The following is a 22658-nucleotide window of genomic DNA, read 5'->3' as shown; positions in this document are numbered from 1 at the left end:
AATGGGATAATTGACGGAGTAGCGGGCGGGGCCTGCTGCGTATCGCGATAATCGCGGCGCACATCTCGGTGAAGCCGAATGAATGATCGACAGAGCTGGGGCCTGTCTGTCCAATGGGGAGTAATAAATGATCATCGAGCGTGCCCTCACGCCGTTCATCGTCTTTGCCGACGATCCTCTGCTCGTCGGCCTGGGAAAGATCAATGCGAACAAGCAGCGCATTGTCTTCGTCGTCGACTCCCATGGGGTCCTTCAGGGGTCACTCTCGGACGGCGACTTCCGTCGGTGGATTGTTGCCAATCCCACCGAGTCCCTCGATGTCACCTGTGCCGACGTGGCCAATTCCGACGTGCATTCCCTTCCCGGATCATCGACTGTCGCCGACATCGCTCCGCTCATGGGGCAGAGCGGCGTACATCATGTTCCGCTCGTCGACGAGCGCGGTCATCTCGTCGCGCTCGCGATCGACAGCAGCGACACCCTGCGCATCGGTCAGCATGAGGTCGGCCCGGGGCACCCTGCATTCGTCATCGCGGAGGTCGGGAACAATCACAACGGCTCAGTGGACCTCGCCAAGAAGCTCGTGGATCTCGCCGTCGAGGCCGGCGCCGACGCCGTGAAGTTCCAGCTTCGGGATATGGACGCGCTGTACCGGCAGCGCGGAGCAGCCACCGCGGGCGAGGACCTCGGCGTGCAGTACACACTCGATCTGCTGCGCCGGTTCTCCCTGCCCGCCGAGAAGCTCTTCGACGTCTTCGACCATGCCCGCTATGCCGGCATCGACGTGATGTGCACACCATGGGATGCGCCGAGCGTCGCCGCGCTCGCCGACTACGGCATCCCGGCGCTGAAGATCGCATCGGCTGATCTCACGAACCACGAGCTCATCGCCGATGCCGCCGGACGCGGACTGCCGCTGGTGCTCAGCACGGGGATGTCGCGCGAGACCGAGATCATCGAGACGGTGTCGCTGCTTCGCTCCCAGGGCGCCTCGTTCGCGCTGCTGCACTGCCAGTCCACCTACCCCGCTCCCTACAAGGATCTGAACCTCGCCTACCTCGATCGTCTCGCCGAGATCGGTCAGGGAGTGGTCGGCTACTCCGGGCATGAGCGCGGATGGCACGTCCCGGTCGCCGCTGTCGCGCGAGGCGCTCACATCATCGAGAAGCACTTCACCGTCGATCGGGCTATGGAGGGCAACGACCACACCGTATCGCTGCTGCCGGCCGAGTTCCGCAGCATGGTCGAGCAGATTCGCGACGTGGAGTCGTCGATGGGCAGCGGTGACGCCCGAACCGTCTCGACCGGAGAGCAGATGAACCGGGTGACGCTCGCCAAATCGCTCGTCGCCTCCCGAGAGCTGAAGTCCGGCACGGTGCTCAGCGCCGACGATGTGGCGGTGAAGAGTCCCGGTCGGGGACTGCAGCCGAACGCATTGAGCGAACTGCTCGGACGCACACTCCACCGTGACATGGCCGCCGGCGACTTCTTCTTCGACGGCGACCTGAAGCAGACGTCGGCCGGTCCGCGGCCCTTCGCCTTCGATCGTCCGTGGGGTCTGCCGGTCCGCTACCACGACTGGCCTGCGTTCGTCGAGCAGACCGAACCCGACTTCCTCGAGTTCCACTTCTCGTACCGTGACCTCGAGATGGACGTCGACGAGCATTTCACAGAGCCGTTGGAGATGGGGTTCACGACGCATCTGCCCGACCTCTTCGCGGGGGACTTCCTCGTCGACCTCGCTTCGGCCGACCCCGAGGTGTGGGAGCGCTCGATCCAAGAGGTGCAGCGGACGATCGACGTCTCGAGGGATCTTCGTCGGTGGTTCCCGAACGAGGACGAGCCCATCGTGGTGGTGAGCATGGGCGGGTATGACGAGAACCGTCACTTCTCTGCGGATGAGCGTCCGGCCATGTACGCACGCGTGGCCGAGGCTCTGTCGAGGCTCGACACGACCGGGGTTCGCATCGCCGCACAGACACTGCCGCCGTATCCCTGGTTCATGGGAGGACAGCGCTTCGCCAGCCTGTTCGTGAATCCGGAGGACACAGCCGAGTTCGCGAGGGAGACGGGCCTGAAGCTGTGCTTCGACTCGTCGCACACGCGCCTCGCGACCAATTGGCTCAAGACGTCGTTCCGGGATGCGGCTGAGATGCTTCTTCCTCATTCCATCCACCTCCACCTCGTCGACGGAGTCGGAGTCGACGGGGAAGGCGTCCAGATCGGCGACGGGGACATCAACTGGCCCGAGTTCAGCGATGTGATCAACCGTGCAGCCCCAGGGGCGCCGTTCATCCCCGAGATCTGGCAAGGACACGTGAACCACGGCGAGAGGTTCTGGATGGCTCTGGATCGACTCGAGCCCCTGCTGGGAGACGGTGGCGCCCGATGACGAAGAAGCGCGCACTGGTCACCGGTGTCACGGGTCAGGACGGGAATCATCTCGCGTCGCTGCTTCAGGACGAAGGGTATGAGGTCTACGGACTCATCCGCGGACAGAACAATCCCAAGCGGGCCGAATTCGAAGCGCGTCATCCGCACGTCCGGCTGGTGGAGGGGGACCTCACCGACCCTGCTGCTCTGATCCGAGCCGTCGATCTCTCGGATCCGGACGAGCTGTACAACCTGGGAGCCGTCAGCCATGTCGGCTATTCGTTCAAGAATCCGTCGCTGACGGAGAGCGTGACCGGCAAAGGCGTGCTCAACGTGCTCGAGGCTGTGCGTGTCACGGGGAGAAGCGAACGCACTCGCGTCTACCAGGCGTCGACCTCGGAGATGTTCGGTGGCCTGGACTACAACCGGCCGGGCGCCGGCTACGACGAGGACTCGCTGTTCCACCCGAGAAGCCCATACGGTGTGGCGAAGCTCTACGGTCATTGGATCTCGAGGAACTATCGCGAGAGCTATGGCATGTTCGTCTCCTGCGGGATCCTCTTCAACCATGAGGGCGAGTTCCGCGGTCCCGAGTTCGTGACGCGGAAGATCACGCAAGCAGTCGCACGCATCGCTCGCGGGATGCAGGAATACGTGGTGCTGGGCGATCTCTGGCCGAAGCGTGACTGGGGGTATGCCGGCGACTATGTGCGCGGCATGTGGAAGATGCTTCAGCACGATCGCCCGGACGACTTCGTGCTCGCAACCGGGGAGACGCACTCCATCGAGGAGTTCCTCTCGCTGGCCTTCCGGACCGTCGGGATCGATGACTGGACGCCGTACGTGAAGCAGGATGCTGCCTTCATGCGCCCGGCCGAGGTGGACATTCTGCTCGGAAACCCGGCGAAGGCCGAGGAGCAGCTCGGATGGGTGCGAGAGGTCTCGTTCGAGAAGCTCGTCGAGCTGATGGTCCGGCACGACCTCGACGCGCTGGCTGGGCTCGAGTCGGCACGATGAGGCTGCCAGAGGGCGGCACGGTAGTCGTCACGGGAGTCACCGGCTTCGTCGGAAAGCACGTCGCGCTCGAGGCGGCGGCACGCGGGTTTCGCGTGCACGGCATCGCGCGTACGGGCTCAGACGATCCGGAGCTGCTCGACAGTCTGGCGGCGCTCAGCGTCGTAGACCTTCGTCATGGGCTGCCGGATGATCTCCCTGTCGATGGGGTGCTGCATCTGGCCGGGCTCGCGTCGGTCGGACCGTCGTTCGAGCACCCCCAGACGTACATCGCCGAGAACAGCGCAATGATGACGGTACTGGGGGAGCGCCTGCTGCGAGACGGCTCACGCGCGCGCGTCGTCGTCGTCAGCTCCGGGGCGGTGTACGCGGCTGCGTCGGGACGACCGGTCACTGAGTCGACGGCCCTTCGGGCTTCGTCTCCCTACGCGGTCAGCAAGATCGTGGTGGAGGTTCAGGCTCAGTACTATCGCGACCGAGGACTCGACGTCGTCGTCGCTCGGCCCTTCAATCACATAGGCTCCGGGCAGAGACCTGGATTCCTGGTGCCGGATCTGCTCGACGCTCTCTCGGCTTCACCCGGCGAAGTGGCCGTGGGAGACCTCGCGACTCGTCGCGACTACACCGACGTGCGCGACATAGCCCGCGCCTACATGGATCTTCTGCAAGCCGAGACGCTCGCACACGACACGTACAACGTCGCCTCTGGTCGCTCACGTTCAGGCGAGGAGGTGCTCGCCCGGATCTGTGCAGAACTCGGACGGCCGGTGCCTCGGCGCGAGGCGAAGCGAGCACTGTCGCGGCCCGCAGACGTGGCTGACGTCGTCGGCTCGCACGATCGCATCACGGACGAACTCGGCTGGCGGCCGACAACCCCGTTCGAGCAGACGATCGCCGAGATCGTGAAGGCCGAACGTGAGTGAGCGCAGCAATCGCGAGCCCTCGCTGGTCATCAGCGGTGGCTCGACAAACTCAAGGGGAACAATGAGAACGAGTCCTTCTTCAACCAGAGTGACCGTCGTCGGGCAGGGGTACGTAGGCCTGCCCCTCGCGATGCGCGCCGTCGACGTGGGGTACGACGTCGTCGGAGTGGATCTCGATTCCTACCGGACTGCCGCGCTGCGTTCGGGCACCTCGTTCGTCGACGACGTGAGTGACGACCAGGTCGTGGCGGCACTGGCATCCGGGCGGTATCACCCGGTCGAGACCTACGATCAGGTGGACGGCTTCGATATCGCGGTCATCACCGTCCCCACCCCGCTGCGCGAGTCGCTGCCGGATCTCAGCTTCATCGAGTCTGCGGCCGCATCGCTGGCGCCGTGCCTGAAGCGGGGAAGCACGGTGATCCTCGAATCGACGACGTACCCGGGCACGACGGAGGAACTGCTCGTCCCGATCTTGGAAAGAGGTTCGGGGCTGCGAGGCGGAGTCGACTTCTTCGTGGGATACAGCCCGGAGCGGATCGATCCCGGCAACCCCACCTGGAACTTCGTGAACACGCCGAAGGTGGTGTCTGGACTCGGGGTCGAAGCACTGCGTCGCATCGACGCCTTCTACAGTTCGATGGTCGACCGGACGGTGCCGGTCTCGTCGCCGAAGGAAGCGGAGCTGACCAAGCTGCTGGAGAACACGTTTCGCCACGTGAACATCGCGCTCGTGAATGAGCTCGCGATCTTCGCGCACCAACTCGGAGTGAACGTCTGGGAAGCGATCGACGCCGCTGCCAGCAAGCCCTTTGGATTCATGAAGTTCACGCCGGGACCGGGGGTCGGAGGACACTGCCTGCCGGTCGACCCGAGTTACCTCTCCTGGCAGGTCAAGCGTCAGCTCGGTCAGAACTTCCGGTTCGTCGAGCTGGCGAACGACGTGAACGACCACATGCCCGACTACGTCCTGCAGCGAGCCATCCGTCTGCTCAATGACGGGGGCAAGGGGTTGAAGCGCAGCAGGATTCTGCTCGTGGGATTGTCGTACAAGCGGAACTCGGGCGACATCCGGGAATCGCCGTCGCTGCGGCTCATCGACCTGCTGTGCGAATTCGGCGCAACGATCATGGCCGTCGATCCTCATGTGAGCGAGCGGCAGTGGCCCGAGGCCGTGCAGCGCGTCGATTTCACGGATTCGGTCGTGGAGCAGGCGGATCTTGTCATCCTGATCACGGATCATGATTCGCTCGACCTCAGCGCGCTCGAGAACCAGGATGTCCCGGTGCTGGACACACGCAATCGTGTGCGGGGCCCTGCGGTGACCGCACTATGACGGTCGACCCTCCCATGCTGTCGGCCACAGTGATCGTTCCCTCGCACAAGGGAGCGCATCGGCTTCCCGCGCTGCTCGAAGCGCTGGCGCGCCAGGACTTCGAAGGAACGTGGAGCGTCGTGATCGCGCTCGACGGCGATTCGGCCGAATCTCGGAGCGTGATCGAGAAGTACGAGACGCGGATGCGGATTCAGGTCGACGCGAGCGAGCTGCCTGTCGGAGTGTGCGAGACCCTCAACAGGGCGTACGCGCTCGCCGATGGTGATGTACTGATCCGGTGCGACGACGATCTGACGCCCGGCGCGAGCATGGTGCGCGCGCACGTGGAGCTTCACATGGCAGCGGAGATCCCGCTCGGGGTCGTGGGCGCCACTCGAGACGTGTTCGCCGCAACGGCGTATTCGCGTGCGTACGGGCAGCCGGCCAATCGAGCTCAGCTCCACGCTGCGTACCGACGAGACGAGCAGCAGGCGTGGATGCACTGGGCCGCGCACAACTCCGTCACTCGGGACACCTGGGACCGGTTCGGAGGCTTCGACGAGCGGTTCGTATATGGGCAGGACAGCGAGCTCGGCCTGCGCCTGCATGAATCAGGGGTTCGCATCATCATCGAACCCCGCCTCGAGATCGAGCACCGCGGCCCCGCACAGAGCGCCGCGACGCGCGTGCCGCGAGCGTTCGTGTCGGGTGCGAGCCGCCGGCTGTTCAACGAGGTCCACCCCGACCACCGCCATGTAACGGCTCCGCCGTCGAGGATGGTGGATCGTGCGTGGTTCGCGCTGGTGAAGCGGTTGGGTCGGGACTGGACGCATCCGGATGACATCCGAGCGCTCGGACGTCGGATCGATGCGCTTCCCGACGCGCTCCCCGCGGGCGTGCGGCGAAAGATCATCGCTCTTGCGGTCGAGGCTGCCGGGTATGCAGGACAGGCGCATGGCTCCACGGATCTGGGCCGGTACAAGGCGCAGAAGCAGGTGGAGTTGCGCTCCGAGGCAGGCGGCACGCGAGCAGGGCACGCTCTGTGGGTCATCCCCGTCGCGGACATCGGCGGAGTGGCGCGGCACGCCGCAGATGTCGCATCCCACGGCATCCCTGGTTGGCGGATGACCGTGCTGTGCCCCGAGGGCCCGTTGGCGACTCGACTGCGTGCCCAGGGCGCGGCGGTGATCTCAGACGCCTTCGGCCCCGAGGCCGGCGTCCTCCGATCCGTGCTGACCCTTCGCCGAACGGCGCGGGCACTGCGTCCGGATGTCGTTCACTCGCACCTTGCATACGCTGACATCATCAACGCGTGGACACCGCTGCCGCGTGGCACGCGCAGATTCACGACGGAGCACGGCATCTCCGGCAAGGATGACACCTACCACCGCTCCGTCCTGCAATCGCGCTTCATGGCTGCCGTGCACAGGGTTCGATGTGCGCGCTTCGACGGCCTCAACGCGGTCTCCCGAGCCACCAGGCAGGCGATGCTCCGCAAGTGGCGTGTCACGCAGCCCATCCGAGTGATACCGAACGCGGTCGAGGTGCGTGAAGAGGTGAGGCCTTCCGGAGCCAGCCGGCAGGCCAGGGCACTGCGGATCCTGTCTCTGTCGCGCCTGGCGCCCGAGAAGCGGATCGACCGACTCCTCCACGCGTTCGCGATCGTGGTCGAGAAGAGGCCGGATGCCACTCTGGTCGTCGCCGGGGACGGGCCGCTCCGCTCTGAGCTCACGTCGCTCGCGCGAACGCTGGGAGTCTCGTCCTCTGTGCGGTTTCCGGGCTTCGTCGATGCCGAGGTCGCGATGAGCGAAGCAGACGTGATCGTCCAGCTGTCGACATGGGAGAACTGCTCCTACACCCTGCTCGACGCCGTCGCTCATGGAATCCCGGCGGTGGCGTCCGATGTCGGCGGCAACGCGGAGATCGATGGTGTGTCCCTGGTCGACGCCGAGGCGATGCCTCGGGAGATCGCCTCAGCGGTGTTCGATGCGATCGGCCGTTCGCCACGGACGACTCGCCGTGGCGACGTCGGGCAGATGGTGTCCGCCCTGGCCGATGCCTACGGGAACAGGGCACGGGCGTGACCTCGGAGCAGCAGCCACCGCAGCAGGCCGCGGACCTCGGCGTACGCGCGACGCGCGGCGCCATAAGAGCCGTCGCTGCTCAGGGAGCGCTCGCGCTGCTGCAGATCTGCAGCGTGGTCGTGCTCGCGCGACTCCTCCAGCCGGCCGATTTCGGACTCTATGCGATGGTCTTCTCGGTGGTCGGCGTGGCATATCTGTTTCGCGACCTCGGCCTTTCCGCGGCGGCGATTCAGGCCGAGCACCTGACCCGTCAGCAGCAGAGCAACCTGTTCTGGGCGAACACCGGGCTCGGCGCGGCGGGCGCTGCTCTCTGTCTCGCATCGGCGCCTCTGCTCGGCTTCTTCTACGGCAACGCAGCCGTCGTGCCGATCGCGGCGGCTCTGGCCTGCACCTTCGTGATGGCGGGTATCGCCACCCAGTGGCGTGCCGGTCTCGTGCGGAACATGCAGTTCGGGCGGATAGCGGTGGGGGAGGTGGCAGCGGCCGTCGCGGGTTTCGGGAGCGGTATCGCCGGGGCGGTGATGGGGTGGGGGCCATGGGCGCTGGTGGCGCAGCAGGTCGTCGGCGGGTTCTTCGGCATGGTGATCATGGGTGTCGCCGCTGCGTGGCTGCCGATGCGATACAGGCGGTCCGAGCCGATGCGCGATCTGTATCGCTTCGGCGGCACGATGTTCGCGAGTCAGGTGCTCACGTATGTCGCTGCCGAGTCGGGAGCCGTGATCCTCGGGCGGCTCTTCGGGCCCTATTCGGTCGGCTTGTTCAATCGCGCAACTCAGACCGTGCGAACGGCGATCAACCAGATCCGCACCCCGCTGTGGCAGGTCGCCTTCACGACCCTGGCTCGGATCCAGAACGACGATGCGCGTTTCATGCGGTACATGCTGCGAGGTCAGACGATCGTGTGCATCCCGATTCTCGCGGTCACCGGTGGTGTCGCCGCGGCGGCTGGCCCGCTGACGGAAGTCGTCCTCGGAGCACAATGGCGAGCGGCAGCCCCTTTCATCGCGATGATCGCGGTCGGAGAGGGCATCAACTCTCTCGCCTCGATCGCGGGTTGGATCTTCACGGCGCGCGGTCTGGGGCGACAGCTGCTCGTCCTGACCGTCGTGACCACGATCGTGCGCGTGAGCGCCATGCTCGTCGCATCGAGCTGCGGAGCCCTTGGCGTCGTCGCTGCATTCGCGGCCGCTCCGATCCTGCTCTTCCCCGTCTCCCTGTGGTGGGCGGGACGTGTCTCGCGCTTGGCGACCGGGGGCCTGATCGTGAAGGCTCTCTGGATTCTGCTGATCGCAGCGGTTCCTGCGGCTGTGACGACGGTGGTGGTAGCGGTCATCGGGCCGCACGCGAACGCGTACCTCGTGCTGGCCGCGGCGATCGTGACGCACCTCGCGGGATTCGGCCTGTTGATGGTCTTCGGGCGGGTGCGACGAGAGTATGGCGAGATCTGGTTCACGCTGCGCCGCGCGATGAGACGGAAAGAGGCGCACGGCGCGCAGTAGCGAGGCGGCCCGAGCCCTGCATCCGGACTCTCAGCCGGTTCCTTTTGCATCGTGCCGCGATCATGCCGTAAGCTATCCCCTTGGTGCCTGCCCTTCGGCTTGCCGGGGCGCAGGTACGACGAACGTGAGCCCTCCACTGGCGCTGTTCTCGAGAGAGAACCACCCCGGAGTGGGATTCACGAACCTCTCCGTTCGAATCAAGAAAGCAGCACTATCGTGACGCGCACTTACACCCCGAAGGCCGGGCAGGTCCAGCGTGACTGGATCGTCATCGACGCAACCGACGTCGTTCTCGGCCGTCTGGCTTCGCACGCAGCAGCAATCCTGCGCGGCAAGCACAAGGCGACCTTCGCTCCCCACGTCGACACCGGTGACTTCGTCATCATCGTCAACGCGGAGAAGGTCGCCCTCACGGGCCAGAAGCTCCAGAAGAAGATGGCCTACCGCCACTCCGGTTACCCGGGCGGCCTGACGGCCACCTCGTACGCCGAGCTTCTCGAGAAGCACCCGGTTCGCGCCGTGGAGAAGGCCGTCCGCGGCATGCTCCCGAAGAACACCCTGGGTCGTCAGCAGCTGTCGAAGCTCAAGGTCTACGCAGGTGCCGAGCACCCGCACGCCGCTCAGCAGCCCACGCCGTACACCCTCGACCAGGTCGCGCAGTAAGCGCCCCTCAGATTTCTAAGGACATACTCGTGGCTGAAATCCAGGACACCACCGAATTCCCGCAGAACTTCTCGACCTCGAGCCCTGAGGCCGAGGTTCAGGAGTCGGCTCCCCGCCCCGTGCTCTCCGTTCCCGGCGCCGCAGTCGGCCGTCGCAAGCAGGCCATCGCCCGCGTGCGTCTGGTTCCCGGCTCGGGCACCATCACCGTCAACGGCCGTACGCTCGAGGACTACTTCCCGAACAAGCTGCACCAGCAGCTGATCAACGACCCCTTCACGGTTCTGAACCTGCAGGGTGCGTACGACGTCATCGCCCGCATCTCGGGTGGCGGCGACTCGGGTCAGGCCGGCGCTCTCCGCCTCGGCATCGCCCGTGCGCTGAACAACATCGACGCCGAGAACAACCGTCCGACCCTCAAGAAGGCCGGCTTCCTCTCGCGCGACGCTCGCGTCATCGAGCGCAAGAAGGCTGGTCTCAAGAAGGCCCGCAAGGCTCCTCAGTACTCGAAGCGCTGATCCCTACAGTTCCCTCTATGGCACTGTTCGGAACGGACGGCGTGCGGGGGCTGGCCAACGGCCAGCTCCTCACCGCCGAACTTGCGCTCCACCTGGCCCAGGCGACTGCTGTCGTCCTGGGCCAGGGCCGTATTGCCGACGCGCGTCGCGCTGCCGGCAAGCGGCTCACCGCTGTCGTCGCACGTGACCCGCGCATCTCGGGTCACTTCCTCAGCGCAGCAGTCGAAGCCGGTCTCGCGTCGTCCGGCGTGGATGTGCTGGATGCGGGAACCCTGCCCACGCCGGCAGCGGCCTTCCTCATCTCCGACATCGACGCCGACTTCGGCGTCATGATCTCGGCGTCGCACAACGCTGCTCCCGACAACGGCATCAAGATCTTCGCCCGTGGCGGAGTGAAGCTGCCCGACCTCGTCGAGCAGCGCATCGAAGAGCACATCGAATCGGGCGTCAAGCTGCAGCCCACCGGTGCCGACGTCGGTCGCGTGATCCGGTTCTCGGATGCTGAAGACCGCTACATCATGCACCTCCTGGCCTCGCTGCCGCATCGCCTCGACGGCATCCACGTCGTGCTCGACTGCGCCAACGGCGCTGCTTCTGGCGCATCGCCGGAGGTCTTCCGTGCCGCGGGCGCCAAGGTCAGCGTCATCGGCGCCGATCCTGATGGCCTGAACATCAATGACGGTGTGGGCTCGACCCACCTCGACAAGCTCGCAGCCGAGGTCATCCGAGTCGGGGCCGACGTGGGCATCGCCCACGACGGCGATGCCGACCGCTGCCTCGCGGTCGACGCCGACGGCAACATCATCGACGGCGATCAGATCATGGCGATCCTCGCGGTCGCGATGAAGAGCCGCGGCACGCTCGTCGACGACACCCTCGTCGCCACGGTCATGAGCAATCTCGGGCTGCACATCGCCATGCGCGAGCAGGGTATCGCCGTGCGTCAGACGGCAGTCGGTGACCGCTATGTGCTCGAAGACATGAACGCAGGCGGCTATTCGCTCGGCGGCGAGCAGTCGGGTCATGTGATCATGAGCGACTTCGCCACCACCGGCGACGGCTTGCTCACCGGGCTTCACCTGGTCGCCGAGATGGCGCGCCAGAAGAAGTCGATTGCGGAGCTCGCTTCGATCATGACGGTGTACCCGCAGGTGATGATCAACGTGAAGGGCGTCGACAAGGACGCCGTCTCCGATCACCACGGCGTGCAGGACGCTGTGAAAGCCGTCGAGAACGAACTGGGCTCGTCAGGCCGCGTGCTGCTGCGCAAGTCAGGCACCGAGCCGCTCGTGCGGGTGATGGTCGAGGCGTCCGACGCCGAGACCGCGAACGCCCATGCCGAGTCGCTTGCGGAGGTCGTGCGCACGCACCTCGCTCTGTGAGACACGCGCATGAGTGAAGGCGGGCTGCCTGGGAGCAGCCCGCCTTCATTGTGTCGTCCGCCGATTCCCCCCGGGTCGGCAGAACCGACGGCGACTGCGGTCACTGGGGGTGACAGCCGGCGCCATCGGGGTCGAGGCGGTCACAGGAGCACACCGTCTTCGCGGGCGAGCCGGGCGAGATCGAGTTTGGAGTGCGCGATCCGTCCGCGTTCGATGTACTTGCGCTTGACCCGCGCCAGGTACTTTCGTGCCGTGTCTTCCTTCGTGCCGATGGCGCTGGCGACGGCGGCGATCGTCTGGCCGTGCACGTAGAGGTCGAGGACCTTCGACTCCTGCGGTGAGAGGTCGGGAGTTCGCGGGTCAGGTGCTGCCGCCTGCTGCGCGAGAGCGGAGACGTACTCCTCGCCGGCGAGCACCTCGTCGACGCAGTCGAGCAGGGTGGACTCGTCGTCTTCTTTGGTGACGAGGCCGTCGAGGTCGAACTCGAGAAGCGTGCGAGCGGCGGCCTTCGGACTCATCGACGAGACGACCATGACCTTGATGCCCGCGTGGCGCAGCGAGGCGAGCGCCTTGAGTGTCGGCTGTGCGTCGTCGAACGGAAGCGCCTCGATCACGAGCAGGTGCGGCCATTGCGAGCGGGGCTCCGAGCGCAGCCACTCCATCAGTGCAGCCAGCGACCCACTCGTGTGGACGATCGAGATGCCTGCCACCTCTTCGAGGATCTCGACCGTGCGCAGCCGCTGCAGCACGTGCGGCTCGACGACGGCGGCCCGGCGCCACGTGCGCCGATACGCAGATTTCGCATGCATTGAAGATTTCCCGTCAGTCTCACTTCGTGCGATTGGGCATCGCAGTCCGTCTTCTCGGTCGCCATGTCTGTGGGTTGGACGGCAGGGCCCCCAGAGGGAGGGAGGCCCTGCCGTCTTTTCGCGCAGCCGGTACTCCCCGGTACGGCTCGCGGGGCGACGTGACCACAGCGCAATCCCCCGATTGCCGGCACTCTCGTCGCCTACAGAGAGAGATGGGCGCGGATGCGAGTCATCACGCCCCTTGAAGCAGATGGCGTATTCCGGTCAACCGGTGGCGGAGACTGAAGGTGTGGAGCGGCTTCTCCTCAGAGATGAGTGCGCTCTCGCGGGTCATCTCTCCGGCGGTCGAAGCCTGCTCTCGGCGAATCGGCGCGGCATCTTCCTCACCAGCGCGGCCGCCCCCGCGCCGATCACTGCCCCGATGGTGTTGACGAGGATGTCGGCGGAAGAGGCATCCCGGGGCAGCGCAGCGAACTGCACCAGCTCGACGGTCGCCGACAGGATCAGTGCGATCGGCGCCCACAGCCACCAGCGCACACGCGGCCAGAGGGTCGCGGCCAGCGCGACCGGCACTGCGAAGAGCAGCACGTTGAGAGCGACGTCATAGGTCACGATCGTCACGAACGGCGGCACACCGATGCTGCGCCCCGCGTAGTAGAGCCAGACGACGAAGCGGTTGAGCATCCATCCGATCGGCAGCAGCACGATCGCGACCCCGCCGATGAGACAGGCGATGAGGAGAGAGACCAGCATCGGGTGCCGCACGGGGCGCTGCTCACGAACCGGCCTGCCCATCGGGCAATTGTCGCAGTCACGACGACGGCTCCCGAGCGCTCCAGCCCCGTGAGGTGTCACCACCCGTCGCGGCCTCGCCGACGCAGGGAAGAACGGACCTGGGCTCGCTAGCGCGCTGACCCCTTCCGGTCTCGTCTCGAGAGCCACGCGCGGCCCCATCGCCTGATCGGGGACTCCACGAACCGGTACGACAGCGCGACGACCACCGCCGTGAGCACGATGTCGATCGGCGCTGCGAGCTTCAGCTCGATTCCCGGCCACAGCAGCGGCACCAGCCCCATCAGGGTCAGACCGTAGAGATACACCCCGTACGATCGAGCGCCGATCCACACGGGAACCCGTGACCCGAGCATCCGCGAGACGACGGTCGGCGGACCGACGGTGAGCTGCAGCAGCAGTGCGGCCGTCGCCACCGACGCCGCGATGAACGTCACCGGCCGCAGGGCCGGGAAGTCGGCCATGGCGGCGAACGCGAAGACCGCGCACGCGACGTACGACACCCATCTCTGCTCGATCAGGCGCCGCACCCACGGGGTCAGGCCGCGAGCGCGCTGCTCCGCGGCCCAGCATCCGATCACCAGAGGCAGCAGATGCCCCGTGGGGAGGAAGTAGTTCGGCCCGGTGAAAGGCACGATCGCCGCCACGAGCACCGAGACGTGCAGAAACCATCGCTGGGTGCGCAGCGATGCGCGCAGAAGCACGAGCACCAGAAGCGGAGGCCACACGAAGTAGAACTGCTCTTCGACGCTCAGCGACCACGACTGATTGAACGCCGTCGCGACGCGGTCGGTCCACGCCTGCTGGAAGTCGTTGAAGTAGAACAGCGCGCCCGCGACGCTCCACGGCACCTTCTCGCCCTCGTCACCCAGCACCGCGGTGAGCGAGGCGATCGGCAGCCACAGCAGCAGGGCCGGAAGCAGGCGAAAGGCGCGCCGCAGATAGAACGCCCCGAAGCGCACGCGACCCGTGCCCGCGTGCTCCGCGAGCAGCAGGCCCGTGATGAGGAAGGCCGACAGCACGAAGAAGAGATCGACGCCGACCGCCCCACCGGGGAAGTAGGCGGCCGCCAGGTGCAGGAGGAAGACGGCGATCACCGCGATCGCGCGCACGCCGTCGAGCGAGGGCACGTAATCTGCTGTCGCGGGCGTGCGCTCGGCCTCCGTCGGTGTCTCATACATGGCGATCGCGCTCAGCCTAGCGGCGAGCACCTGCGCGCGGGCACCCCGGGTGCGATACTGAGATACCGCGTGGGGGAAGGAGGGGCGATGACGCTCAGCCGTGCCTCGATCCGCGCACTTCTCGCCGACCTCTGGGCCAACCTCTGGCGTTGGACGCTCTTCGCCGTCGCGACCGTGCTGGCCGTCTATTTCCTGCTCGAGCGCGCGCTCGACGACGGCGTCACCAGCGCCATCGCTCTCGCGGTGATCGTGATCGGCGTGGTGATCACGCCCAGGCATCCGATGGCGCTTCCCCTGCTGGCCGTGCCGGGAGCATTCGTCACGGCTCGTGTCAGCTTCGGCGGCGCCGACCTCACGGTCTCGGACCTCGCGATCGCGATCGGGTTCTTCACCGTCGTGCTGCTCTCGCAGCGCGACTTCCATCCGACCCTGCGCGCCATGCTCTGGTTCAACGCGGTGTACCAGTTCGCCACGCTCTTCACCGTCATCATCAACCCGTTCCCGCAGAACGTCGTCGAGTGGTTCCACGCCTGGCTGCTCATCGGCGGAGCACTGGTGCTCGGGTGGGGCATCGGCCGGGCCGGGATGCTGCGCACAGCACTGCTGCTGATGATCGGGGCCGCGACCGTGATCGCGCTCGGCACGATCGCCACAGCGGTCGTCGTCTTCGTGACCGACGGAGTGCAGGCGATCTACCCGCGCTGGCCGTGGAGCATGCACAAGAACTTCGCGGGCTTCGCGCTCGCGACAGCCGTGCTGATCGTCTTCATCAGGCCGCCTGCGGCGAACCTGTCGCGGCGTCTTACCGTGCCGTCGATGTGGCTGTTCCTCGTCGCGCTCGCGCTGACCCAGTCACGTCAGGCTGTCATCGGGCTCATCGTCGTTCTGCTGCTGTATGTGGTGCGATCCGGCGCGAGCAGGCACAAGCTGCTGGTCGCGGTGCTCGCGGTGCCAGGCGCGGTGCTCATCGTGCAGAGCGTGATCGAGCAGGTCGAGTCGCAGAACAAGTTCAACTCGACGTACCAGCGACTCGAATGGTTCCGCGAGGTCTACGCACTCTGGAAGCATTCGCCGTTCGTCGGCCACGGACTGCGCTACTGGTACGTGCACCCGACGGCGAACTTCCAGCCGCCGCAGGCCGAGCTCGAGGTCCTCGCATCTGCCGGCCTGATCGGCTTGGCCGCGTTCGCAGCGATGTGGATCGGCTTCGCCGTCGTGCTCTGGAAGTTCTGGACGAGCAGCAGCGCGTTCGGCGCGCTGGCCTTCGCGGCTGTGATCTCGCGCATCGTCGCCGCGCAGTTCGACCTGTTCTGGGTTGCTTCGCAGGTGTCGGTGCCGTTCCTCATCGCAGGCCTCTGCCTCGGTGCGCATGTGCACTGGCAGAACTCGCAGGCTCAATCCGGTGCGGAGAGCGTACCTTCTAATATCGATGACCAGGGAAGACTGGGGGCGGCATGGAACTCCGTGACTACGCGAACGCGCTGAGGCGGCACTGGCTCGGAATCGTCCTGCTGACCGTTCTGGGGCTCGCAGCGAGCTACGGCTGGGCGGCGATCCAGACGCCGGTGTATCACGCAGACGCCAGCGGCGTCGTGAGGGTGCGCACGTCGCCAGGCGAGGTGATCACGCCGGGCGCCAACGAGACGCTGTCGAACGCGAAAGTGCCGACGTATCTCGAGATGGCCAGCTGGCGCAGCGTCGCCGAGAAGGCGGCCGAGACGCTGAACCTGCCCGACAAGCCCGAGAGCCTGGTGCAGCGCGTCACCGTCGACAATCCTCCCGGCACGCCGATCCTGAAGGTGACCGCGGCGGCTTCGACCCCCGAGGCTGCTCGCGATCTTGCCGAGGCCTGGGTCAACGGCCTCACCGAGACGATCGAGGAGCGCGAGGGCACGGGCGCCGTGAACTCCGCCCCATTCACGGTCGAGCTCGCCGAATCGTCGGCACTGCCCTCGGCACCCTCGTTCCCCGACAAGCGCATGGCTCTGCTCGTCGGAGGCGTGCTCGGTCTCGGCATGGGCATCGCCTTCGCGCTCGTGCGCGCAGTCTCCGACCGGCGCGTGCGCGCCACTGACGACGTCGAGCAGCGTCTCGGCAGCTCGGTCGTGGGCACCCTGCCGGCTGCTGACGAGGTGCAGGGCGGCCATCGCCTGCTGACAGAGGACCAGACCGGCACGAAGTCGAGCTACGCCATGCGTGAAGCGCTGCGCGTGATACGCACGAACCTGCAGTTCATGGACGTCGACAACCCGCCCCGCATCATCGTCGTCAGCAGCGCCGTACCCGGCGAAGGCAAGTCCACGGTCGCCGCGAACCTCGCCGCCACCCTCGCCGCCAACGGCGCCCCCGTGGTGCTGGTCGACGGCGACCTGCGCCGGCCGACGGTCGCGGGCACCACGGGGGTCGACGCTCCAGCCGGCCTCACCGACGTGCTCGCCGGTCGCGTGGCGCTGGGCGATGTGCTGCAGTCCACCCCGCATGCGCAGAGCCTTGCCGTGCTCACCGCGGGCACGATTCCGCCGAACCCGAGCGAAGTGCTCGGTTCGGCGCGCATGAAGTCGGTGCTCGACGAGCTCGCGGAACATGCGACGGTGATCGTCGACGCCCCGCCGCTGCTCGCGGTGACCGATGGCGCGGTGCTGGCGCATCAGGCCGACGGCGTTCTGCTCGTCATCTCGGTGGGCAAGACCACCTACGACCTCGTGGAGAAGGCGAAGGAAGCGCTGAACAAGGTACACGGCCGGGTGCTGGGCGTCGTGCTGAACCGAGCGCCGCTGACGGGTGCCGAGTCGTCGGTGTACACCTACGAGTACACGCCCACGAAGGAGTCGAGACGCCGCGCCAGGAGGGCGAAGCAGGCGGCAGCGGCGTCGGCCGCGACTTCGCACCCCCAGGAGCCCGTGGCGCCCGAGCCCACGGCATCCGAGATCGACGACATGCGCACCTCCGAGGAACCCGAGGTGGCGTCGCCCGCCACAGAGGACTTCGACGAGCTGCTGCGCGGTGCCACCGTCGAGGTGCGGCCGCGCCGGGCACCGCGCAATGCCAAGCACAAGTGACGGCGATGGCGGCGACGCGAAGGCGTCGTCGCGTCGCGTGGCGCTGATCGCGTCGTCGTTCGCGCCCCACACCGGCGGAGTGGAAGAGCACGTGGGCCAGATCGCGAGGCAGCTGCATGCACGCGGTCACGCCGTCGAGGTGTGGACCGTCGACCGCGGGGCGCGTCCGGATGCGTCGTTCGCCGCCCATGACGGCAGCGAGATCACCGTGCGCTACCTGCCGACGCCGCTGCCCGCGCGATCCGCTCCGGCCATGCTACGTTTCGGGCTGCGCGCGGTACCGGCATGGATGCGATGGTCGCGCGCCCACCGCGGCTTCGCCCCTGAGGTGCTGCACGTGCAGTGCTTCGGCCCGAACGGCATCTACGCCGAGCGGCTGCACCGCCGGTTCGGAACCCCGCTCATCGTCAGCTCGCACGGTGAGACCCTGGGTGACGACCACGGCATCTACGCCCGGTCGGCTCTGCTGCGCTCCCGGCTGCGCCGCGCGATCGGCGCAGCCTCCGCGGTCACCGCCCCGAGCCTGTTCGCCCTCGACGATCTGAAAGCGCACCACGGCCTCGATTCGCCGGGCGAGATCGTCGCGAACGGCGTCGATCTCGATGTGGTGCCGGACGCCCTTCCGGTCTCGGCGCAGCCGTACCTGTACGCGGTGGGGCGCCTCGGGTATCCCAAGGGGTTCGACCTGCTGATCGACGCGTACGCGCGGTCAGGCCTGTCGGGCATCCCGCTCGTGATCGGCGGTGACGGGCCCGAGCGCGAGGCGCTGCAGCGACGGATCGCAGACGCCGGACTCGGCGGGCGCGTGCGCCTGGTGGGTCGGCAGTCGCCGCAGCAGGTCGCCGCGGGCATGGCCGGGGCGCTCGCCGTCGTCGTGCCGTCGCGGTTCGAATCGTTCGGCATCGTGGCACTCGAGGCCTGGCGCGCGGGCACCGCCTTGATCATGACCTCGCGCGGCGGCGCTGTCGACTTCGTGCGGCACGAGCAGAACGGCCTGCTCGTCGATCCTGCAGATGTCGGCGAGCTGGCCGCGGCGCTCATCCGCATCGTGTCGGACGACGAGCTGCGGGCGACGATCGCCCGCGCAGGCCGCGAAGACGTCGGCACCTTCACCTGGGCACGAGCTGCCGAGGCCTACGAGCGCATCTACGACCGAGTGCTCTGACGCCGACGCTCCCCGGGCAGCGCGTCGGTCAGCCGCCGAGGCGCTGCCAGACGCGGGCATGCCCCTCGGCGCTGCGCTCCCACGTGAACTGCCCGGCGTGGATGCGAGCCCCGCGCACCACGCCGTCGAGCTGCGCCCCGTCGTCGGTCGCCTCGAGGATGCCCGTCGCGATCGACGTGCCGTCGACGCCGACCATGATCGCGTGCCCGTCGGCTACCTCAGTCAGACTGCTCGTGTCGGCCACCACCGCCGGCACGTTCGCCGCCATCGCCTCGAGCACAGGCAGGCCGAAGCCCTCGACGAGCGACGGCACGACCACCGCGCTCGCACCTGCCACAAGGCCCGGCATCGCCTCGTCGGGCAGGCGACCGAGCATCCGAACTCCGGGCATCCCCTCGAACAGCGCCGTACGCCGCGGGTGCTCCGGCCCCGCGAGTGCGAGGGTGAGGTGAGGGCGGCGGCGATGCACGATCGGCCACGCCTCGGCGAGGCCCTCGAGGTTCTTGCGCCGCGCCGCGCCGCCGGCGTGAAGCACGTAGGGGCCATCGAGTCCCAGCGCGCCACGATCGGCGACGCCGAGCGGGGCTGCGTCGAAGTAGCGCGGGTCGACCCCGTTGTGCACGACGATCGGGTCGCGCACCCCGAGCAGCTCCGCTGCCTCCTGCGCGCTGTACTCCGACACGCAGATGACCGCGGCGGCCCGGCGCAGCTCTTCCGCGGCTGCGGGAACCGGCGGGGATTCATCGGGAAAGCGCCAGGAGACCACATCGTGCAGCGTCACCACATCGTGTCGCCCCGGTGGCAGCTCCAGCGCCATGCGATGCGTGAGGGTGTCTCCCGCGAAGACGGCGGCCCCCAGCATCCGGCGCACGGCTGCCGGCGCAATGGCCACCCGGCCGATCGGCAGGCGCCGCTCGCCCGGAAGCGGTGAGCGCAGCGACCGGGTCGCCACCTCGCGCACGGCCCACGGAGCCGGCGAGATGGCGGCCAGAGCATCCGCCGCCCGATCCGAGATCTGCCGCACATACGCCTGAGCGCCCATCGGGTTGGCGGTCGCGATCGTCGCAATGCTCAGGCGGTGCATCCGGCTGCCCCCATCGAGTGTCTTCTGCCGCTGTGATATCAGTATCGTGGACACGGGGAGAGGCGAGCCCAAGCTCGTCGGAGTGGGAGAGACATGCGCGAGCACACTGCCGTGGTCGTCGTCGCGACGTATCGCAGGCCCGACCATGTCCGCGCCTGCCTGGAGCACATCCGGCAGCAGACCGTCGAGCCCGAACGCGTCGTCGTCGTCGACGCATCTCCCGATGGGCTGACTCGCCGCGTGGTCGACGAGTTCCCCGGCGTCGAGTATCGCCGCAACGATCTCGGCGTCGGACTGCTGGCGACCTCGCGTGCCATCGGGGTGCAGGGCGCGACCGAAGACGTCATCGCGTTCATCGACGACGACGCCTATGCCGAGCCGCAGTGGCTGGCGGAGATCCTCGCCGCGTACGACGATCCGGCGGTGGGGGCCGTCGGCGGACGCGCCGACAACGACAGGCCGGGCGAAGAGCTCGAAGGATGGGACCGCATCGGCCGTCTGCTGCCCGACGGAACCCTGACCGGGAACTTCGGCGCCGACCCCGGGCGCGTGATCGAGACGCATCACATGCTCGGCGCCAACATGACCGTGCGAGCAGAGGCGCTGCGCAGCATCGGCGGCATCCACGACTACTACCCGGGCACCTGTCTTCGTGAGGACTCCGACCTCGCTCTGCGAGTGAAGGTGGCCGGATGGAAGGTCGTCTTCGCTCCGCGGGCCGCCGTGCTGCACGTGGCGGGCGAGTATGCGAAGGGCAAGCGCTTCGATCTGCGCTACCGGTTCTATGGCGCGCGCAACCACATCCTGCTGCTCACGACGGTGCTCGGGTGGCGCGATCCGCACCTCGTGCGCCACCTGGGCCGGATGGTCGCAGGCATGGGTGCCGAGATCGCGTCGGGCGTAGGCGCCGTCGCTCACAAGCCGGGTCTGGCCGCGAAGGCGCGCAGCATCGTCGGCGGGTTCGCGCGCGCGGGCGCCGACCTGGTCGGCACGGCGGCGGGCATCGGGGCGTCGATCCGCCCGAACGATCGCGCCGCCGACGCCTCGCGGGAGTGGCTGCGGTGACCAGACCGCTGCGGCTGCACGCCTACGTGCTCGTCGCAGACCCGAGCTATCTGCGCGAGAGCCTCGAAGCCTACTACCCGCACGTCGACCGGATCGTGCTGTCGTACGACCGCACCGCGACCTCGTGGACGGGCACACCGCTGCCCGTCGAGCAGTGCCTGCGCATCGTCGAAGAGGTCGACGTCGACGGCAAGTGCGTGCATGCTCCGGGTCACTTCGCGCGTCTCGATCACGAGCCCCTCGACAACGACACCTTCCAGCGCCAGACGGCGCTGGACCTGGCCTCAGAGGGTGCTGACTGGGTCGTGCAGCTCGACACCGACGAGGTGATGGCCGATCCGGCGCTGTTCGTCGCGATGCTGCGACGGGCCGATGCCGCGGGCGCAGCGGGGCTCGACTACCCGGCCCGATGGCTCTACACCCGCACCGCTCCTGGGCGCTACCTCGAGGTGACGGATCGACTCTGGCGCTACGCGGCCTCGTACCCCGGCCCGCTCGCGGTGCGCGCCGGAACCAGACTGCGTCACGCCCGTCAGACCGACGGCGAGCTGTTCCGCGTGGATCTGGCCCCGCAGAACACCGATCCCTGGCATCCGGCCGACGCCCGCGTCGACGCGGTGATCGCGCCCGAGAGCGCCGTGCTGCACTTCTCCTGGGTGCGTCACCCCGAGGTGATCCGGCGCAAGTTCGGCTGGTCGGGACACACCGCCTTCATGCGACCGCCGATCGTGCTGCGGCGCTGGCTCTGGCGCACCCGGCACCCGCTGCTGACCGTGCTCACGACCCCCCTGCGGCGGAAGGAGAGCGGCTGCTACCGCCTCTCCCGCATCCCCGAGCCTCCGGGGGGTGAGCCGATCGCCGTCCGGTTCGGCGACAGCGAGAGGATCGGCGGATGACCGGCATCATCCGGCCCGCGAAGCGCGCGGCACGACGTGCCGCCGACGCGGCTGCACAGCATGCGCAGGACGCGGTCGATCTGCTGCGCCGGGGTGAGCGCACGGTGCTTCGCACTCCGCCCGCCGGCATGCGATTGGGCAACCTCCTCTACCTGTGGCTGCAGGCGCATCACCGGTCGGTCGCCGGGCGGCCGGTTCGGGTTCTGGAGTCGCGCGGCATGGGGGAGTGGTGGGATGCCTTTCCCCGACTGCGCGAGCTCAGCCTCGCCGCCGACGAGCTGCGCTTCGCGGATCGCCGTGAGTGGGAGCCGGAGTGGCTCTATCAGCGCTTCGGCGTCGACTTCACGCGCGAGCAGCTGCACGCCTTCATCGACGACGCACTCGCACCCCTGCTGGGCGAGACGGCGATCGACGAGCGCCTCGTGGTCAACGTGCGGCGCGGCGACTTCTACGGCACGGAGTTCGAACCGAAGCACGGCTTCGACGTGATCGGATACGTCACGGCCGCGCTCGATCTCTTCCCCGACGCGGCCGCGGCGCTGGTGGTCTCGGACGACGCCGAGTGGTGCCGCGTTCATCTGGGCGGGATCCTGACCGACCGCATCCGAGACGTCGCCTACGCCGAACCCGACCCTCTCGCCAACCTTCGCGCGATCTCGGGCGCCGAGCGGCTGATCGGAGCGAACTCGACGTTCTCGTACTGGGGCGCGTACGTCGCAGGCCGCAGGCATCCGTCGGCGCGCATCGTGATGCCCCGCTTCATGGCGCGGATGGCCCATGGGTCCGACGCCTATCAGCTCGACCCTCAGTGGGTCGTGCTCGACGGGTTCCACTGAGCG

At 67.6% G+C, this 22658-nt stretch carries 19 protein-coding genes; 15 read left to right on the top strand and 4 right to left on the bottom strand.

Annotated elements, in window-relative coordinates:
• The first annotated feature begins 127 nt into the window (after window positions 1-127).
• From AB0N59_RS00825 to glmM, 9 genes are all read left to right on the top strand, one after another.
• On the top strand, window positions 128-2392 hold the full coding sequence (locus AB0N59_RS00825; RefSeq protein WP_363477394.1) for an N-acetylneuraminate synthase family protein: 2265 nt from the start codon (window positions 128-130) through the stop codon (window positions 2390-2392).
• Window positions 2389-3390 (top strand): GDP-mannose 4,6-dehydratase, encoded by a 1002-nt coding sequence (locus AB0N59_RS00820; RefSeq protein WP_363477391.1) that lies wholly within the window; start codon window positions 2389-2391, stop codon window positions 3388-3390. Before AB0N59_RS00825 ends, AB0N59_RS00820 begins: the two co-directional genes overlap by 4 nt.
• Window positions 3387-4310: an NAD-dependent epimerase/dehydratase family protein gene (locus AB0N59_RS00815; protein WP_363477389.1), complete on the top strand. Its 924-nt coding sequence runs from the start codon at window positions 3387-3389 to the stop codon at window positions 4308-4310. Before AB0N59_RS00820 ends, AB0N59_RS00815 begins: the two co-directional genes overlap by 4 nt.
• A complete protein-coding gene (locus AB0N59_RS00810) occupies window positions 4303-5646 on the top strand; it encodes a nucleotide sugar dehydrogenase (protein ID WP_363477386.1) in 1344 nt (447 codons plus the stop codon). The genes AB0N59_RS00815 and AB0N59_RS00810 overlap by 8 nt, the downstream gene beginning before the upstream one ends.
• Window positions 5643-7709 (top strand): glycosyltransferase, encoded by a 2067-nt coding sequence (locus tag AB0N59_RS00805; protein ID WP_363477382.1) that lies wholly within the window; start codon window positions 5643-5645, stop codon window positions 7707-7709. The genes AB0N59_RS00810 and AB0N59_RS00805 overlap by 4 nt, the downstream gene beginning before the upstream one ends.
• Complete coding sequence (locus AB0N59_RS00800; RefSeq protein ID WP_363477380.1) at window positions 7706-9208, top strand: lipopolysaccharide biosynthesis protein; 1503 nt, start codon at window positions 7706-7708, stop codon at window positions 9206-9208. Before AB0N59_RS00805 ends, AB0N59_RS00800 begins: the two co-directional genes overlap by 4 nt.
• Before the next feature lie 216 nt (window positions 9209-9424).
• Entirely contained in the window at window positions 9425-9871 is a 447-nt protein-coding gene (rplM, locus tag AB0N59_RS00795; protein ID WP_071640481.1) for a 50S ribosomal protein L13, read from the top strand.
• 29 nt (window positions 9872-9900) lie between these two features.
• Window positions 9901-10386: a 30S ribosomal protein S9 gene (gene rpsI / locus AB0N59_RS00790; protein ID WP_204975725.1), complete on the top strand. Its 486-nt coding sequence runs from the start codon at window positions 9901-9903 to the stop codon at window positions 10384-10386.
• Between the two features lie 17 nt (window positions 10387-10403).
• Entirely contained in the window at window positions 10404-11768 is a 1365-nt protein-coding gene (glmM, locus tag AB0N59_RS00785) for a phosphoglucosamine mutase (RefSeq protein ID WP_363477376.1), read from the top strand.
• Between the two features lie 140 nt (window positions 11769-11908).
• Here glmM and AB0N59_RS00780 read toward each other — a convergent pair whose 3' ends face one another.
• The 3 genes from AB0N59_RS00780 to AB0N59_RS00770 all read right to left on the bottom strand — a co-directional run bounded on the left by AB0N59_RS00780 (window position 11909) and on the right by AB0N59_RS00770 (window position 14550).
• On the bottom strand, window positions 11909-12577 hold the full coding sequence (locus AB0N59_RS00780; RefSeq protein ID WP_363477373.1) for a hypothetical protein: 669 nt from the start codon (window positions 12575-12577) through the stop codon (window positions 11909-11911).
• A 330-nt stretch (window positions 12578-12907) separates the two neighbouring features.
• Window positions 12908-13372, bottom strand: a complete 465-nt coding sequence (locus tag AB0N59_RS00775) for a VanZ family protein (protein WP_363477370.1) — start codon at window positions 13370-13372, stop codon at window positions 12908-12910.
• 107 nt (window positions 13373-13479) lie between these two features.
• Window positions 13480-14550, bottom strand: a complete 1071-nt coding sequence (locus tag AB0N59_RS00770; protein WP_363477367.1) for an acyltransferase — start codon at window positions 14548-14550, stop codon at window positions 13480-13482.
• 87 nt (window positions 14551-14637) lie between these two features.
• Here AB0N59_RS00770 and AB0N59_RS00765 point away from each other — a divergent pair, with 87 nt between their 5' ends.
• The 3 genes from AB0N59_RS00765 to AB0N59_RS00755 are packed head-to-tail and all read left to right on the top strand — an operon-like array spanning window position 14638 to window position 18774.
• Window positions 14638-16035, top strand: coding sequence for an O-antigen ligase family protein (locus AB0N59_RS00765; protein WP_363477363.1), 1398 nt, complete (start codon window positions 14638-14640; stop codon window positions 16033-16035).
• Window positions 16005-17609, top strand: coding sequence for a polysaccharide biosynthesis tyrosine autokinase (locus tag AB0N59_RS00760; RefSeq protein ID WP_363477360.1), 1605 nt, complete (start codon window positions 16005-16007; stop codon window positions 17607-17609). Before AB0N59_RS00765 ends, AB0N59_RS00760 begins: the two co-directional genes overlap by 31 nt.
• Complete coding sequence (locus tag AB0N59_RS00755; RefSeq protein WP_363477357.1) at window positions 17593-18774, top strand: glycosyltransferase family 4 protein; 1182 nt, start codon at window positions 17593-17595, stop codon at window positions 18772-18774. The genes AB0N59_RS00760 and AB0N59_RS00755 overlap by 17 nt, the downstream gene beginning before the upstream one ends.
• Window positions 18775-18802: 28 nt before the next feature.
• On the opposite strand, the gene AB0N59_RS00750 is transcribed toward AB0N59_RS00755, so the two are convergent.
• Window positions 18803-19912 carry a glycosyltransferase family 1 protein gene (locus tag AB0N59_RS00750; RefSeq protein ID WP_363477354.1) on the bottom strand — a complete coding sequence of 370 codons (1110 nt, stop codon included), beginning with the start codon at window positions 19910-19912 and terminating at the stop codon, window positions 18803-18805.
• Between the two features lie 39 nt (window positions 19913-19951).
• Here AB0N59_RS00750 and AB0N59_RS00745 point away from each other — a divergent pair, with 39 nt between their 5' ends.
• From AB0N59_RS00745 to AB0N59_RS00735, 3 genes are read left to right on the top strand one after another with little or no spacing between them, the layout of a single operon-like run.
• Window positions 19952-20923 carry a glycosyltransferase family 2 protein gene (locus tag AB0N59_RS00745; RefSeq protein ID WP_363477351.1) on the top strand — a complete coding sequence of 324 codons (972 nt, stop codon included), beginning with the start codon at window positions 19952-19954 and terminating at the stop codon, window positions 20921-20923.
• Window positions 20920-21819 (top strand): hypothetical protein, encoded by a 900-nt coding sequence (locus tag AB0N59_RS00740; RefSeq protein WP_363477348.1) that lies wholly within the window; start codon window positions 20920-20922, stop codon window positions 21817-21819. The genes AB0N59_RS00745 and AB0N59_RS00740 overlap by 4 nt, the downstream gene beginning before the upstream one ends.
• On the top strand, window positions 21816-22655 hold the full coding sequence (locus tag AB0N59_RS00735; protein ID WP_363477345.1) for an alpha-1,2-fucosyltransferase: 840 nt from the start codon (window positions 21816-21818) through the stop codon (window positions 22653-22655). Before AB0N59_RS00740 ends, AB0N59_RS00735 begins: the two co-directional genes overlap by 4 nt.
• Window positions 22656-22658: the final 3 nt, after the last annotated feature.

The organism is Microbacterium sp. NPDC089321 (genome assembly GCF_040684935.1).
GTDB lineage: Bacteria > Actinomycetota > Actinomycetes > Actinomycetales > Microbacteriaceae > Microbacterium.
The sequence above is the reverse complement of the archived record's forward strand: the minus strand, read 5'-3'. Positions and strand labels throughout refer to the sequence as shown.